The sequence below is a fragment of the Leucobacter albus genome (assembly GCF_039528015.1).
GTDB lineage: Bacteria > Actinomycetota > Actinomycetes > Actinomycetales > Microbacteriaceae > Leucobacter > Leucobacter albus.
The window spans coordinates 199471-215696 of the sequence record NZ_BAAAKZ010000010.1 but is presented as its reverse complement, the minus strand read 5'-3'; the positions used below and the strand labels follow the sequence as shown (position 1 = coordinate 215696).

Here is a 16226-nt window from a genome sequence, read left to right as displayed (position 1 = left end):
TCGCGTGGCAGAACGCACGCTCCACCCGTGACATCTGTCACATCTCTTGCCAGGGTAGCCCCTGGGCGCCCGGCTGCCGTTGCGCAGCCTCTAAGCTGAATTTGATGGCTACCAACTCTCACCCACCCGCCCCGTTCGCAGGGGTGAACGCGACCTGGGTCTACACGCTTGGGTCGATGGTGTTCTTCTTGGTGATGCTCGACCTGCTCGTCATTACCGATGTGCTCGGGGGCCTCGCCGAGACCCAATCGCCTGCGCTGTTTGCGCTCGCGGTTGTGTGCGTGCTGGCGTCGGCGCTGCGCATTCGCTACTGCTGGTTCTTGCGTGATGGCTCGGGCAGTGGCCAGCCGCCCGTGGCATGGACTGTTGCGATGTTTGCGCCGGCGGTGGTGGCGTGGGGCATCGCCTTCGTGGCGCCGCAGGTGCCGGCCTTTGCCGCCGCGCAGCTCTGGCTGTCTGCCGTGATGTTCAGCCTCGTGCTGCGCCGCTCGGTGCGGTGGCCAGTCTTAGTTGTGTCGCTCGCTGTCGCGCTCATTCCCGTGATCGCCCAGGCGAGTCGGGGCGTCACGCTCGCCGAGCAGTTTGGCCGGCCGGTCGGCATGATGGTCGCGGTCTACGGGCTGCTGCTCCCGTTCGCGCTGCTGTCGAGCCTCTGGTTCTGGCGCATCGTGCGCAGGCTCGACGAGGCCCGTTCGCTCGCCGGAGAGCTCGCGGTGACGCGGGAGCGGCTGCGTTTCGCGGCAGATCTCCACGATATCCAGGGGCATCACCTGCAGGTGATCGCATTGAAGGCCGAGCTCGTCGAACGCACGCTCGCGACGAAACCCGAGTACGCCGCGGAGCAGGCCGGCGCGATCAGGCTCATCGCGAAAGAAGCGATGGAGGAGACGCGCTCGCTCGTCGCGGGGCTGCGCGATGTCAGACTGAGCGATGAGCTCGAGAACGCTCGCGAGGTGCTGTCGCTCGCCGGAGCTGCGTGCACGCTCGAGGTCGCTGCAACCCCCGAGGCAGGTGGGCCCGAGCGCGTACTCGCGTTTGCAGTGCGCGAGGCGACGACAAATATCTTGCGACACAGCGACGCGAGCCGAGCAAGAATCTCGCTCGCTCCAGTCGGGGGAGGCTTCGAGCTGGTCGTCTCGAATAACGGCATTGGCGAGACCGATGGCCTTGGAAACGCCTCGGAGGTCGCCGAGGGCACACACGGGGGCGGGGGCTCGGGCCTCGCCGGGCTGCGCGAGCGGGTCGCCGCGATCGGTGGATCGCTCACGGCCGCAGTGACGCGGGCCCGGGCAGCCCCGGTGGGCGCTGCAGACACACCCGGTGCCCGACAGCCCGGAGGGTCGGGGTTGGAAGGGCCGCAGTTTGAGCTGCGGGTATGGGTTCCTCAGGAGGGGGCAGCGTGACTGTGCACACGGAAGAAGGCGGCGCTTCGGCGAGCGCGCGGCAGATTCGACTGCTCATCGCTGACGACGAAGAGCTCATTCGCAGTGCCCTCGAGGCGCTGCTCGCTCTCGAGCCCGACATCGACGTCGTCGCGGGCGCCGACAATGGCGTGGCCGCCGCTGAGCTCGCGCTCGAGCTGCGCCCAGACGTGTGCCTGTTAGATCTCGAGATGCCCCGGGCAGACGGCATCGCCGCGGCGGAGCGGATCGCCGAGCACGCCCCCGCCACCCGGGTCATCATCGTCACCCGCCACGCCAGGCCCGGGGTGCTGCGCCGCGCCCTCACTGCTCAGATCGCTGGATTCGTGCCGAAGTCAACGCCAGCCGGCGAACTCGCCAGAGTGATTCGCGACGTGGCGGCAGGCAAGCGCTATATCGACCCGGAGATCGCCGCCGCGGCGCTGACGGCGGAGCGGTGCCCGCTCACCGACCGCGAGCTCGACGTGCTGCGCGCGACCCGCACGACATCGAGCGTGCAAGAGATCGCCGACACGCTCTTTCTCTCGGGCGGCACGGTGCGCAACTATCTGTCGGCCGCGATGACGAAGCTCGGCGTGAGCAATCGGCACGACGCGGCCGAGCAGGCATGGCAGCAGGGGTGGATCTAGGCGGGGAATATCTCGGATATTGCTTGAACGGCAGCAGCACAGCTGGTACCGTAAAGTCGTATTTTGGAATCTAGTTTCCGTATAGTGAAATTATTGCTGAATTGCATCGCGTGCGATGCGCGAAAGGTGGGCAACGATGGCCGCTACTTCACCCCGGCTGGTTCCGGGCGACGTTCCGGGGAATGTTGAGTTCGTCGGGCTCGATGGCGGGGCGGTGACGCTCGAAAGCCTGCGTGGTCGCGCGACGGTGCTGTATTTCTACCCGGCGGCGTTTACCCCCGGCTGCACGACCGAGGCGTGCGACTTTCGCGACAATCTCGCGAGCCTCAGTGCGGCCGGCTATGAGGTGGTGGGCGTCTCGGGCGATGATGTCGCGACACTCAAGCGATTCTCCGAGGAGGAGTCTCTCGGCTTTGCGCTGCTCAGCGACCCCGGTCACGAGGCCGCTCGGGCCCTGGGCGCATGGGGGGAGAAGGTGATCGCAGGCGAGACGAAGATTGGAGCGCTTCGCTCGACCTTTGTGCTCGATGCTGACGGGCGAGTGCTCTCGGCAGAGTACAACGTTGACCCCAACGGGCACGTCGCCCGGCTGCGGGAGTCGCTCGGGGCCTAGCCGCAGGCGCCGCAGGTTCTGCCCCCGCAGCGGCGGTGGCGGGCGTTTGTCGCGCCTTCCGCACCCCGGCTCCCGAGTGTCTGTGAAATATCTTTCGGGGCTTGTTTCGGCGCACCGGGGTGTGCTTAGCTACCCATATCAGAACATGGAAATTGTTTTCCACAATACGAAATTTAAGGTAGGCAATGTCGCTTGCAGCGTTTAATGCCCTGGAACCCCAGGCCGCAGCCGAACTGATTCGCCCGTGCGTCGACAGCGACGGGTGGGTCACCGCCGTTGTCGCGGGGCGCCCCTACTCCTCCGTCGACGACGCTCTTGCCGCTGCCGAGACAGCGGCTGCCGGCTGGGTTGAGGCCGACCTCGACCAGGCGCTCGCCCACCACCCGCGCATTGGCGACCGGGCGGCAGGCACGAACTCCGAGGCGACGATGTCGCGAAGCGAGCAGGCGGGTGTCGGCCTCAACAGCGTGACCAGTTCGCAGATGCTCGCGGGCAACCGCGAGTACGAGCAACGATTCGGGCGGGTGTTCCTCATTCGTGCCGCGGGCCGCAGCGCGGCTGAAATTCTCGCCGAGCTCGACCGCAGGCTCGGCAATTCCCCAGACCAAGAAACCGGGGAGGCGATCGAGCAGCTCAGGCAGATCGCGCTCCTCCGACTGAGAGGAGTGATTGAGCAATGAGCCTCATCACCACCCACGTGCTCGACGCCGCGCTCGGTGGCCCGGCCTCCGACATTGCCGTTCGCCTGCTCGACGCCGCGGGCTCCGAGCTCGCGACTGGGGTCACAGACGCAGACGGCCGCGTCAGCGAGCTCGGCCCCGAGTCGCTCGAGCCCGGCGACTACAGCCTCGTCTTCGCTGTCGCGCCGTACTTCGCGCGCACCGGCACGCCGACCTTCTACCCGGTCGTCACCATCCACTTCACCGTCAGGCAGGGAGACGTGCACTACCACGTACCGCTGCTGCTCAGCCCATTCGCATATTCCACCTACCGAGGGAGTTAAGTAGATATGTCCACAGAGAAGATCGTCCTTGGCGACAATCAGTTTGGCAAGGCCGAGAATCATCTTGTGCGCGTCACCAAAGACGGTGACCTGCACACGATTGAAGATCTCACCGTAGTGTCGCAGCTGCACGGCGACTTTGCGTCGGCCTACTACGACGGCAACAACGAGCACGTCGTGCCAACCGACACCCAGAAGAACACGGTGTTTGCCTTCGCCAAAGACGGCGTCGGTTCGCCCGAGGAGTTCTTGCTGCGTCTCGGCCAGCACTACGTCGATGACTTCGAGTGGGTGACCGGCGGGCGCTGGGGTGCGCGCCAGGTGAGCTGGGATCGCATTCCCGTCGCTGGCGCGGGGCACGATCACTCGTTCTATCGTGGCGGCTCCGGCGGCGAGACTCGCACCGCCATCGTGAAGATCGACGGCGACGCGAAGTACGTGATTTCTGGTCTGCAGGAGCTCTCCGTGCTGAAGACAACGCAGTCGGGGTTCGAGGGCTTTCCGGTCGACAAGTACACGACCCTGCCAGAGACAACCGACCGCATTCTCGCGACGAGCGTGACAGCGAGGTGGCTGTTCAACACGACCGACGTCGACTTCAACGCGAGCTATGACTCCGTGAAGCAGATCTTGCTCGAGACGTTCACGAATCACTACTCGCGCGCGCTGCAGGAGACGCAGTACCTCATGGGCAAAGCCGTGCTCGAGGCGCACCCCGAGATCGACGAGATCAAGTTCTCGATGCCAAACCTGCACCACTTCGCGCTCGACCTCTCGCCCTACGGCCTTGAGAACGACAACGAGGTGTTCTGGGCCGCGCACAGCCCCTACGGCCTGATCGAAGGGACGCTGCGCCGCGAGTCCCTCGGCGATACTGACAAGATCTGGAAGGGCGTTCCGGCCTTCGTCTAGCCCGTCATCACGGGGCGGCCTGTAGGGTGGCTGCCCCGCGCTTGGCCAACAATTCCTACACACCATCATGCCGACGAGGAGGTCAGCAATGAGGAAAAATGCGACGGGGGAGCTCCCCGGCTACATCAACGTTGAAGGCGAACCAGAGAACGAGCGACTGCCGATCGGTCGCACCATCGCCTACGGCCTGCAGCACGTGCTCACCATGTACGGCGGTATCATCGCGCCGCCGCTCATCATCGGAAGCGCCATCGGCGCCACCCCAGACCAGATCGGCATGCTCATCGCCTGCTGTCTGTTTATCGGCGGTCTGGCCACCATTCTGCAGAGCGTCGGCATTCCGTTCTTCGGCTCGAAGCTGCCGCTCGTGCAGGGCGTGTCGTTCGCCTCGGTGTCGACCATGTCGGCGATTGTGGCGGGCGGGGGCACGATCAACGAGATCTTCGGCGCCGTGCTGCTCGCCTCGGTGTTCGGCTTCATCATTACGCCGTTCTTTGCGCAGATCATTCGCTTCTTCCCGCCCGTCGTCACGGGGGTGGTGATCACCGCCATCGGGCTCACACTCATGCCCGTTGCCGGTAACTGGATTATGGGCGGCAACGCGAAGGCCGACGACTACGGCTCGGTGAAGGGCATCGGCCTGGCGGCGCTCACGCTGCTCATTGTCATCGTGTGCAGCAAGCTCGGGCAGGGCATGCTCGCTCGCCTCGCCGTGCTCGTCGGCCTCGTCGTCGGCACACTCATCGCCGTGCCGATGGGCATCGCCGATTTCTCCGGCGTGCTCGAGGGCGACATCTTCGCGCTGCCGACACCGTTCGCGTTTGGCTGGCCCGAGTTTCACGTCGCCTCGACGGTCTCCATGTTCATCGTGGTGCTCGTGATCCTCACCGAGACCGCCGCCGACATTCTCGCCGTTGGCGAGATCACCGGCTCGAAGGTCAACTCGAAGCGCATCGCCAACGGCCTGCGCGCCGACATGATCTCGAGCATCCTGTCGCCGATCTTCAACTCCTTCACCCAGTCGGCGTTCGCCCAGAACGTCGGCCTCGTGGCGATCACCGGCGTGCGTAGCCGTTTCGTGGTCACCGCGGGCGGCGCCATTCTCGTGGTGCTCGGCCTGCTGCCCATCATGGGCAGGGTCGCCGGGGCGATTCCCATGCAGGTACTCGGCGGCGCGGGTATCGTGCTGTTTGGTTCGGTCGCGGCGTCTGGCATTCGCACGCTGTCGAAGGTGTCGTACAAAGACAACATGAACCTCATCATCGTCGCGACGAGCCTCGCATTCGGCATGCTGCCCATCGTGAAGCCCGACATCTACAGCCAGTTTCCCAACTGGTTCGAGGTGATCTTCCACTCCGGCATCTCGTCTGCCGCGATCATGGCGATTCTGCTGAACATCATCTTTAACGAGCTACAGTTCGGCAAGTCGCGAAACAAGAACGCCTTCGCGGCAAGCCCGCCGCGCATGGTGCGCGAAGACGAGATTCGCGCGCTCGAAGACGGCGACACGTTCGTCGGCGGCAAGCTGTACTCGAAAGACGGTGTCGAGGTTCCGGTGGAGCGCATCGACGAAACCGGCGACGTCACCTCGTCGCTGCACATTCCCACGGTCGACAGAGTGCGCCCCGACACGGGCAACGTCAAGACCCCGAAGTAAATCTACACTCACGCGCAGCGGAGGGCGGGGCCACTGCCCGCTCTCCGCTGCGCGTCTTGAATGAAACGAGTAGTCGTGTACACCTCAGCCGACACCCCACCGCAGCGCTTTCGCCGCCACGTGCTGCAGCAGCACAGCGCGCCAGAACGGGCCGCAGCACACCCGGTTGACCCCGATGGCGAAGAAACCGCAGAGTGGATCGAATCGATCGACGGCCTCCTTGCCGCGCGCGGCTCCGAGCGAGCCGCAGCCATCGTCGCCCAATTGAGCGAGCGCATCGGCGCGACCCGGCAGGCTCCAGCTGGAGCCCTCACGACCGACTACGTCAACACCATCCCGGCGAGCGCAGACGCGCACTACCCGGGCGACGAGGCCGCCGAGCGGCGCTACCGCGCCTGGATTCGCTGGAACGCCGCTGTCATGGTGCACCGCGCGCAGCGCCCCGAGATCGGGGTGGGCGGCCACATCGCCACCTACGCGGGTGCGGCCACGATCTACGAGACCGGCTTCAACCACTTCTTCCGCGGCAAAGACCACCCCTCGGGTGGCGACCAGGTCTTTTTCCAGGGGCATGCCTCTCCCGGCATGTACGCACGCTCGTTCGTCGAGGGGCGGCTCACAGAGGCGCACATGGACGGCTTCAGGCAGGAGCGCTCGCGCGAGGGGTTCGGCCTGCCGAGCTACCCGCACCCGCGGCTGCTGCCCGACTATTGGGAGTACCCGACGGTGTCGATGGGCCTTGGCCCGATGAACGCGATCTACCAGGCGCAGTCGAACCGCTACCTCGCCGCGCGCGGCATCAAGGAGACCTCGGAGCAGCAGGTGTGGGCCTTTCTCGGCGACGGCGAGATGGACGAACCCGAGTCTCGCGGCATGCTGCAGCTCGCGGCGAACGACGGGCTCGACAACCTGAACTTTGTGATCAATTGCAACCTGCAGCGGCTCGATGGGCCGGTGCGCGGCAACGGCAAGATCGTGCAAGAGCTCGAGGGCTTCTTCCGCGGTGCTGGCTGGAACGTCATCAAAGTGCTCTGGGGTCGCGAGTGGGACGAGCTGCTCGCTGTCGACCACGACCGCGCGCTCGTCGACCTCATGAACGCGACCCCCGACGGAGACTTTCAGACCTACAAGGCCGAGTCTGGCGGCTTCGTGCGCGATCACTTCTTCGGGCGCGACCCCCGCACGGCGAAGCTCGTTGCTGGCCACACCGACGAACAAATCTGGAACCTCAAGCGCGGCGGCCACGACTACCGCAAGCTGTACTCTGCGTTCAAGGCAGCGAGCGAGCACCGCGGCCAGCCCACGGTTATTCTCGTGAAGACGGTCAAGGGCTACAAGCTTGGCCCGAGCTTCGAGGGCCGCATGGCGTCGCACCAGATGAAGAAGCTCACGGCGAAAGACCTCATGGACTTCCGCGATCTGCTGCGCATCCCGATCTCAGACGCCGCGCTCGAGCGCGACGTCTACCAGCCGCCCTACTACCGGCCCGAGCCCGGTTCGCCCGAGCTCGAGTACATGCTCGAGCGTCGCCGCGCGCTGGGCGGCCCGGTGCCGCAGCGCCGCTCGAAGTACACCCAGATCCCGCTGCCAGACGACGGCGCGTACGCGCTCGCGCGCAAGGGCTCGGGCAAGCAGCAGGCGGCGACGACGATGGCGTTCGCGCGTATCTTGCGCGAGCTGCTGCGCGACACCGGCATGGGGCACCGCATCGTGCCGATCATTCCCGACGAGGCACGCACCTTCGGCATGGACGCCTACTTCCCGACGGCGAAGATCTATAACCCGAAGGGCCACACCTACATGTCGGTTGACCGCGAGCTGCTGCTCGCGTACAAGGAGTCGACCTCTGGCCAGATCTTGCACGTCGGCATCAACGAGGCCGGCGCCGTCGCGGCGTTTACCGCGGCCGGCACCGCGTATGCGACGCACGGCGAGCCGCTGATTCCGGTGTACGTGTTCTACTCGATGTTCGGCTTTCAGCGCACCGGCGACTCGTTCTGGGCCGCCGGCGACCAGATGGCGCGCGGCTTCGTCATCGGCGCGACGGCCGGGCGCACGACGCTGCAGGGCGAGGGCCTGCAGCACGGCGATGGCCACTCGCCGCTGCTCGCCGCGACGAACCCCGCGGTGATCAGCTACGACGCCGCGTACGGCTACGAGCTCGCGCACATTGTGCGCGACGGCTTCGAGCGCATGTATGGCGGGGAGCACCCCGACCCGAACGTCATGTACTACCTGACGGTGTACAACGAGCCGATCGCACAGCCAGCCGAGCCCGAGGGCGTCGACGCCGAGGGAATCTTGCGCGGCATGCACCGCGTCGCCCGGGCCGAGGGCGAGGGGCACCCGGCGCAGTTGCTCGCGTCGGGGGTCGCGGTGCCGTGGGCGATCGAGGCGCAGCGCCTTCTCGCGGCCGACTGGGGCGTCGCGGCCGACGTGTGGTCGGTGACGTCGTGGAGCGAGCTCAGGCGCGACGCGCTGCTCGCCGACGAGGCGGTGCTCTCGGGCGCGGAGGCGCGCGAACCGTTCGTGACGCAGCGATTGCGCGAGGGGAGCGGTGGCCCGGTGATCGCTGTGAGTGATTACATGCGCCAGGTGCAGGATCAGATTGCGCAGTACAGCCCAACTCGATTCCTGTCGCTCGGCACCGACGGGTTTGGGTTCTCAGACACCAGGGCCGCGGCCCGGCGCTTCTTCAGGGTCGACGTCGAGTCGATCGTCGTGCGCGCGCTCGAGGGGCTCGAGCTTGATGGCGTGCTGCCGCAGGGCACCGCGCGCGAGGCCGCCGAGCGCTACCGTCTCGCAGACGTCACGGCAGGCACGACAGGCAGCGCAGGCGGCGACGCCTGAGTGCGAAAAACCGGGGCGTGCCCGCACCTCACGGTGTTGGGTAAGCCCCGGTTTTCGCCGCCGCGCGCCCGCCGCGCGGCGGATCGAGCAGTCGACTACTGCGGAAAGGAGGCGGCGATCACGCTCGCCGCGCGCTGTAGCAGTGGCACGGCGCGCAGCCCGAAGGCCTCGTCGACGCGCGACGTTGGGCCCGACACCGAGATCGCCATCGGCGTCGGCGAGCCCGGGATGGCGACGGCGAAGCAGCGCACGCCAATCTCTTGCTCGTTGTCGTCGATGGCGTAGCCGCGCTCACGAATGCGCGCGAGCTCAGCGAGCAATTCGTCGACCGTCGCGATGCTCTTCTCGGTCGCACGCGCCATGCCCGCCTGCTCGACGATGCTGCGCACCGTGCGCTCGTCGAGCTGGGCGAGGATGGCTTTGCCGACGCCGGTGTTGTGCATCGGGGCGCGTTTACCAACCTCGGTAAACATGCGCATGGTGTGCGGCGACGGCACCTGCGCGATATAGAGCACCTGGTCGGCCTCACGCACGGCCATGTTCGCCGACTCCTCGAGCTCTGCCACGAGTGCGGCCAGCTGCGGGCGCGCGAAAATGCCGAGCTGAGTGCTTGCGGCGTCGCCGAACCGCATGAGGCGGGTGCCGAGCGCGTAGCGGCGGTCACCGAGCTGCCTGATGTAGCCGCGCGCCGTGAGTGTGCGCGCGAGCCGGTGAATCGTGGGGAGTGGCAGCGCGCACCGCTCGGCGAGCTCGCTCAGGGGGAGCGCACCGCCCGCGTCGGTGAGCACCTCGAGAATGTCGAATGCGCGCTCGACTGATTGGACCCCACCCTGGGTTTGAGCTGCCATTGCGATGTTCCTTATGTGTTGACGTTTCGTTCACAGTACCGGGCCGCGGTCGCGTTTGACCAGGGGCGCTGCGTGGGCGACCGCTCGCGTGCTCGGCCGCTGCGGCCGAGCCGGAATGGCGCTTGCCAGACCGGGCGAGCAGTCGTACTATTATTTCACACACCAGAAACATTTATCCGTATCGTGGAAATAGTGTGTTGGGCGCTCGCCCAAGATTGTTTTGCAGATCGAGGAGGATCACCATGGCAACTCCCAGTCCCGGCTATTCCGTGACAATCAGGCTCAAGACCCCGTCGGGGTACACGGTGACGAGCGAGCTCGTCGCCGCCGCGGGGGCCACCGGTGCCCAGATCACCGCGGTCGATGTCGTGGAATCGCACCCCGAGTCGATGGTTGTCGACGTCACAGCAAACACCTCCTCTCCCGCGCACGTTGAGGAGCTCACTGCGGCGCTCGGCGCCGTCAGTGGTGTCGAGGTCGAGCACGTGAGCGACCGCACCTTTCTCATTCACCTCGGCGGCAAGCTCGAAGTTGTGCCCAAGCTCGAGCTGCGCAACCGCGACGACCTGTCGCGCGCCTACACACCCGGCGTCGCCCGCGTTTCGAAGGCGATTGCCGAAGACAAGGCGCTCGCTCGCAACCTGACGATCAAGCGCAACACCATCGCGGTTGTCACCGACGGCACCGCCGTGCTCGGCCTCGGCGACATCGGCCCAGAGGCCGCGCTGCCGGTCATGGAGGGCAAGGCCGCGCTGTTCAAGCAGTTCGCAGACGTCGACGCCTGGCCCGTGTGCCTCGACACCAAAGACACCGACGAGATCGTGATGATTGTGAAGGCGCTCGCGCCCGCCTACGGCGGCGTGAACCTCGAAGACATCTCGGCGCCGCGCTGTTTCGAGATCGAGGCGAGGCTTCGAGAAGAGCTCGACATTCCGGTGTTCCACGACGACCAGCACGGCACCGCGATCGTCGTTCTCGCCGCGCTGAACAACGCGCTGCGGGTCGTTGGCAAGCGCATCGAAGACATCCGCGTTGCGGTGTCAGGCGTCGGCGCCGCCGGCAACGCGATCATTCAGTTGCTCCAGGCATCGGGCGTCACCCACATCGTCGCCGCGGGCCGCGCTGGAATCGTCGCGCGCGATCACGAGCACACGGATCCGCACCGCAAATCGATCGCTGAGACGACGAACCCAGATAACCTCACCGGCACGCTCTCCGACGCCGTGCGCGGCGCTGACGTGTTCATCGGCGTCTCGGCGCCCGATGTGCTGACCGCCGAAGACGTGCAGAGCATGGCGAGCGACGCGATTGTGTTCGCGCTCGCGAACCCCGACCCCGAGATTGACCCCGCGATCGCCGGTCAGTACGCGGCCGTCGTCGCAACCGGCCGCAGCGACTACCCGAACCAAATCAACAATGTGCTCGCGTTCCCCGGCATCTTCCGCGGCCTGCTCGACGCCGGCGCCTCCGAGATCACGAGCGACATGCTCGTCGCGGCGGCCGCGGCGATCAGCAAGAACGTCTCTGACGACGAGCTCAACCCGAGCTTCATCATTCCGAGCGTGTTCGACCGCGCGGTGACCCGCGACGTTGCCGAGGCGATCGTCGAAACCGCGCGCGCGGCCGAAGCCGTGCCGGTCGGGAACTAACGGTGGCCGCACCGATGGCGCTGACCCTTACCGATTCACACCCCACGCCCCGCGCCCCCGAGATCCTCACACCCGAGGCGCTCGAGTTTGTCGGCGAGCTCCACGAGCGCTTCGCCGGGCGCGTGCCCGAGCTGCTCGAGCGGCGCGAGGCCAGGCGGGCGGCGCTCGCGGCGCGCCCGAAACTCGACTTCGACCCAGAGACCGCGGCGATCCGCTCGGCAGACTGGCGCGTGCCGCCCCCGCCGCCCGGGCTCGTCGACCGGCGCGTCGAGATTACGGGCCCTGCCACCCCGGCCAAGATGGCGGTGAACGCCCTGAACTCGGGCGCGAAGGTGTGGCTCGCCGACCTCGAAGACGCCTCGACCCCCACCTGGGCGAACGTCATTGACGCGCTGACGAACCTCACCGACGCGGCTCACGGCCGCCTGCGGGCCGTCTCGCACGGCGGTAAGGAATACCGGCTGCGCACCGACGGCCAGACCGCCGTTGTGGTCGTGCGCCCGCGCGGCTGGCACCTGCCAGAGGCGCACGTGCTGATCGGCTCGCAGCCAGCGGTCGGTGCGCTCGTCGACTTCGGGCTGCACTTCTTTCACAACGCTCGCACGCTCGCTGAGCAGGGGCTCGGCCCGTTCTACTATCTGCCGAAGATGGAGAACCGGTTTGAGGCCCGGCTCTGGAACGAGATCTTTACGTTCGCGGAGGAGTCGTTCGGGCTGCCAGAGAGCACCATTCGGGCGACGATGCTCATCGAGACAATCACCGCGGCGTTTGAGATGGACGAGATGCTCTACGAGCTGCGGCCGCACGCCGCTGGCCTCAACGCCGGCCGGTGGGATTACCTCTTCAGCATCATCAAAAACTTCCGCGATGCCGGCCCGGCGTTCGAGCTCCCCGACCGCGCGCAGGTCGTCATGACCGCGCCGTTCATGCGCGCCTACACCGAGCTGCTCGTGCAGACCTGCCACAAGCGCGGGGCGTTTGCGATGGGCGGCATGGCGGCGGTGATTCCGAACCGCCGCGAGCCCGAGGTGACTGAGCAGGCATTTGCCAAGGTGCGCGCAGACAAACAGCGCGAGGCCGGCGATGGCTTCGACGGCTCCTGGGTCGCCCACCCCGACCTCGTGCCGGTCTGCGAAGCGGTGTTCGACGAGGCCCTCGGCGAACGACCGAACCAGATCGACCGGCTGCGGCCCGAGGTCGCGGTGACGGCCGACGACCTGCTCGCGATCTCGTCGTTCGAGGGCACCGCGACGCTCGAGGGGCTGCGCAACAACCTCTATGTCGCTGTCGCATACACCGCGGTGTGGCTGAGCGGCAACGGCGCGGTCGCGATTCACAACATGATGGAAGACGCGGCGACGGCTGAGATCTCGCGCTCCCAGGTCTGGCAGCAGCTGCGCAACGGCACAGTGCTCGACTCGGGCGAGAGCGTCACGGCCGATCTTGTGGCCGACGTGCTCGCCGAGGAGTCGGATCGACTGCGCGGCGAGGTGCCCGCCGGCGCGTTCGAAGCGTTTTATGTCCCAGCGATCAAGCTCATCGGTGAGATAGTTCTCAGTGACGAGTATGTGTCGTTTCTCACGCTCCCGGCGTACCGGGAACTGGTCGGAGGTACAAATGACTGAACCCTATGCAACGACGTTCACCGAGCGCGAGTTCGCAACGGCGGCCGAGTGGCTCGCGCCGACCGATCTGCTGCTCGAAACCGCCTACCCGGGCGACGACGGCTCGCGGCAGCCGATTCACACCGTCTACATTCCCGGGCAGCACTACCGTGCCGGAATCGCGCAGGAGTGGGGGGAACGTGCGGCGGCCTACGTCGCCGCGGCCGGTGGCTACGCTGCGCTCGGCGAGGCGCTCGAGCTGCCACCTGCGGAGCGCGCGGTAGTGCTCGATCGGGTGCGCGACAAGCTCGCGAGTGAGCCGATCGAAGACCTGCGTATCGATTTCGAAGACGGCTTCGGCGATCAGGGTGACGAGGCGGAGGATGCCGCGGTGGTCGCGGCCGCGCGTGCGCTCGTGGCGGATCTCGCCGCCGGCACCGCGCCGCCGTACGTCGGCATTCGCTTCAAATGCTTCGAGGTGGCAACGCGTGAGCGCGGCATGCGCACGCTCGACCTCTTTCTCACCACGCTCGTCGGCGAGCTCGGCCCCGAGGGGCTGCCAGAGGGGTTGATTCTCACGCTGCCGAAGGTGTCGACCGTCGAGCAGGTGCACGTGATGGTGATGCTCGTCGAGCGGCTTGAGCTCGAGCTCGGGCTCGCGCCTGGCCGGCTGACGTTCGAGGTGCAGATCGAAACGCCGCAGGTGATTATCGCGGCCGACGGCACGTTTCCGATCGCGCGCTTTCTGCACCGCGGTGCGGGGCGCATCTCGGGGCTGCACTACGGCACCTATGACTACTCGGCCTCTGTCGGGGTGTCTGCGGCGCAGCAGTCGCTCGAGCACCCTGCGGCAGACTTCGCGAAAGAGGTGATGCAGGTGGCAGTCGCTGGCACCGGGGTGCGGCTTTCCGACGGCTCGACGAACGTGATCCCCGCGAGCGAGGGTGCCAGCGCGGTGCCGACGTGGCAGCTGCACGGGCGGCTCGTTACCCGCTCGCTCGAGCGGGCCTACTACCAGGGGTGGGATCTGCACCCCGCGCACCTGCCGAGCCGGTTTGCGGCGAGCTACGCCTTTTTCCGCACCGGGGTCGCCGAGGTCTCGACCCGGCTGCGCAACTACGTGCAGCAGAACACCGAGGGGTTTCTCGACGAGCCCGCGACGGCCCGCCCGCTCGCTGCATTCCTCGCGCGGGGGCTGCAGTCGGGGGCGGTGACGGCGGCCGAGCTGTCAGACAACGTCGGCATCAGCCAGGAGCAGCTGCTCGAAATCGCCTACCCACAGCGCGGCCGCGCCGCCGCGCCACACACGAACGAAGGAGCCGAAGGCCGATGACCTCCCCAACTTACGCAACCGTCGACGCGACGATGCCCCCGCAAACCGATTCGCTCGGCTCGGCCGCGATCGTCAAGAACGCCTACACGGTGATTCCCGGCTCCGTGATGCGCGATATCGTGACGAGCTTCTACCCGGAGTGGGAGGGCACTCGCTCGTGGATCTTGAACCGCCCGGTCGCGGGCGGCGCAACAACCTTCGCCCAGGCGATCCTCGAGGTCGAGCCGGGCGGCGGGTCGGATGCGCCCGAGCCGCAGGCCGAGGTCGAGGGCTTCGTGTTTGTGCTGTCGGGGGAGTTCACGCTCACGCTCGCAGGTGAGTCGCATGCGCTCACCGCCGGCGGGTACGCGTTTGTTCCGGCCGGCACCGCGTGGCAGCTGCGCAACACCGGTGCGGTCGCCGGGCAGTTCCACTGGTTCAGAAAGCGCTACGAGCCTGTCGCCGGCCTCACGCCCCAGCCGCTCGTGGGCAACGAGCAAGACATCACGCCTGGGGCTATGGCAGGCACCGACGGTCGCTGGGCGACCACGCGCTTCTTCGACCCTGAAGATCTGGCGTACGACATGCACGTCACCGTCGTCTCGTTCGAGCCGGGGGCGAAGATTCCCTTCCTCGAGACGCACGTCATGGAGCACGGCATCTTCGTGCTCGAGGGCAACGCCGTCTACCGGCTCAACGACGACTGGGTCGAGCTGCAGGCCGGCGACTACTTCTCGCTGCGCGCGTTCTGCCCGCAGGCGTGTTACGCCGGTGGGCCAGGCAAGTTCCGCTACCTGCTGTATAAGGACGTAAACCGCCAGATCACGCTCTAGCGAGGGGCGGCACAGGCGCCGGTTGCGACTTCACCCAATGGGAGCGCGGCCGGCGCCTGTGGTGTGCCTGCGCCCGGTTGCTGCGCCGCTGAGAGAGGCAGAATTCTGCCGCGTAGCCATTGACATTCGCGCCGCCGGCGGCCTACGATAATTCCATAACATAGAAGTTTTCTTCCGCATTGTGAAAGTTATCGCGCGAATAGCGCGGAGCGGGAGAGTACCCGGCGAAGGGATTCGCCCCGACAAGGAAGTCAGGTTGATCACATGACCTATACCGTGAACGCGTCGATCTTGCTCACCGAGCTGCCGCTGCTCGAGCGGCCCGCAGCCGCCAAAGCCGCAGGGTTTGACGCCGTCGAGTTCTGGTGGCCGTTTGCCGAAGCCGTGCCGGCCGACGCCGACGTCGACGCCTTCGTGCGCGCGATCGAAGACGCTGGAGTGCAGCTGACGGGGCTGAACTTCTTCGCGGGTGACATGGCCGGGGGCGACCGCGGCCTGGTCTCGTGGAAGGGGCGCTGCAGCGAGTTCAAAGACAACGTTGCCGTCGTCGCAGGCATTGGTGAGCGCCTCGGCACACGCTCGTTCAACGCCCTCTACGGCCTGCGCCAGTCGGAGCACTCGCCAGAGGCGCAAGACGAGCTCGCGCTGAAGAACCTGCAGGCGGCCGCCGAGGGCGTCGCCAGCATCGGCGGCGTGGTGCTGCTCGAGCCCGTGTCGGGTGCGCCCGATTACCCCGTGAAGTCCGCGGCGCAGGCGCTCGAGATCATCGATAAGCTCGACGCCGAAAATGTGAAGCTGCTCGCCGATTTCTACCACCTCGCGGTGAACGGTGACGACGTCGCCGCCGTCATCGAGGCGCACGCCGCAGACTTCGGCCACATTCAGATCGCCGACG

Annotated in this window: 14 protein-coding genes; 13 read left to right on the top strand and 1 reads right to left on the bottom strand. The window is 66.7% G+C overall.

What is annotated here, in order from left to right; all coding sequences use genetic code 11:
- Window positions 1-104 precede the first annotated feature (104 nt).
- From ABD115_RS12055 to aceE, 8 genes are all read left to right on the top strand, one after another.
- Window positions 105-1403, top strand: a complete 1299-nt coding sequence (locus ABD115_RS12055) for a sensor histidine kinase (protein WP_343961129.1) — start codon at window positions 105-107, stop codon at window positions 1401-1403.
- Window positions 1400-2050, top strand: a complete 651-nt coding sequence (locus ABD115_RS12050; protein WP_343961127.1) for a response regulator — start codon at window positions 1400-1402, stop codon at window positions 2048-2050. The genes ABD115_RS12055 and ABD115_RS12050 overlap by 4 nt, the downstream gene beginning before the upstream one ends.
- A 136-nt stretch (window positions 2051-2186) precedes the next feature.
- Complete coding sequence (locus tag ABD115_RS12045; RefSeq protein ID WP_343961125.1) at window positions 2187-2663, top strand: peroxiredoxin; 477 nt, start codon at window positions 2187-2189, stop codon at window positions 2661-2663.
- 185 nt (window positions 2664-2848) lie between these two features.
- Window positions 2849-3343, top strand: a complete 495-nt coding sequence (gene uraD, locus ABD115_RS12040; RefSeq protein WP_343961123.1) for a 2-oxo-4-hydroxy-4-carboxy-5-ureidoimidazoline decarboxylase — start codon at window positions 2849-2851, stop codon at window positions 3341-3343.
- A complete protein-coding gene (gene uraH / locus ABD115_RS12035) occupies window positions 3340-3666 on the top strand; it encodes a hydroxyisourate hydrolase (protein ID WP_343961122.1) in 327 nt (108 codons plus the stop codon). Before uraD ends, uraH begins: the two co-directional genes overlap by 4 nt.
- Window positions 3667-3672: 6 nt before the next feature.
- Window positions 3673-4578 (top strand): factor-independent urate hydroxylase, encoded by a 906-nt coding sequence (gene pucL / locus ABD115_RS12030; RefSeq protein ID WP_343961120.1) that lies wholly within the window; start codon window positions 3673-3675, stop codon window positions 4576-4578.
- Window positions 4579-4666: 88 nt separating this feature from the next.
- Window positions 4667-6235, top strand: a complete 1569-nt coding sequence (locus ABD115_RS12025; RefSeq protein ID WP_343961118.1) for a nucleobase:cation symporter-2 family protein — start codon at window positions 4667-4669, stop codon at window positions 6233-6235.
- A gap of 120 nt (window positions 6236-6355) precedes the next feature.
- Window positions 6356-9085 carry a pyruvate dehydrogenase (acetyl-transferring), homodimeric type gene (aceE, locus tag ABD115_RS12020; protein ID WP_343961397.1) on the top strand — a complete coding sequence of 910 codons (2730 nt, stop codon included), beginning with the start codon at window positions 6356-6358 and terminating at the stop codon, window positions 9083-9085.
- A gap of 95 nt (window positions 9086-9180) precedes the next feature.
- Here aceE and ABD115_RS12015 read toward each other — a convergent pair whose 3' ends face one another.
- Complete coding sequence (locus ABD115_RS12015; protein ID WP_343961116.1) at window positions 9181-9933, bottom strand: IclR family transcriptional regulator; 753 nt, start codon at window positions 9931-9933, stop codon at window positions 9181-9183.
- Window positions 9934-10175: 242 nt separating this feature from the next.
- On the opposite strand from ABD115_RS12015, the gene ABD115_RS12010 reads away from it, so the two are divergent.
- The 5 genes from ABD115_RS12010 to ABD115_RS11990 form a co-directional block, all read left to right on the top strand.
- Entirely contained in the window at window positions 10176-11582 is a 1407-nt protein-coding gene (locus ABD115_RS12010) for an NAD-dependent malic enzyme (protein ID WP_343961114.1), read from the top strand.
- Between the two features lie 14 nt (window positions 11583-11596).
- Window positions 11597-13207 (top strand): malate synthase A, encoded by a 1611-nt coding sequence (aceB, locus tag ABD115_RS12005; protein WP_343961112.1) that lies wholly within the window; start codon window positions 11597-11599, stop codon window positions 13205-13207.
- Entirely contained in the window at window positions 13200-14519 is a 1320-nt protein-coding gene (locus ABD115_RS12000; protein ID WP_343961110.1) for a DUF6986 family protein, read from the top strand. Before aceB ends, ABD115_RS12000 begins: the two co-directional genes overlap by 8 nt.
- A complete protein-coding gene (locus tag ABD115_RS11995) occupies window positions 14516-15331 on the top strand; it encodes a bifunctional allantoicase/(S)-ureidoglycine aminohydrolase (protein WP_343961109.1) in 816 nt (271 codons plus the stop codon). The genes ABD115_RS12000 and ABD115_RS11995 overlap by 4 nt, the downstream gene beginning before the upstream one ends.
- Window positions 15332-15595: 264 nt before the next feature.
- Window positions 15596-16226, top strand: a 631-nt coding sequence (locus ABD115_RS11990; protein ID WP_343961107.1) for a hydroxypyruvate isomerase family protein, incomplete at its 3' end; no start/stop codon positions are given.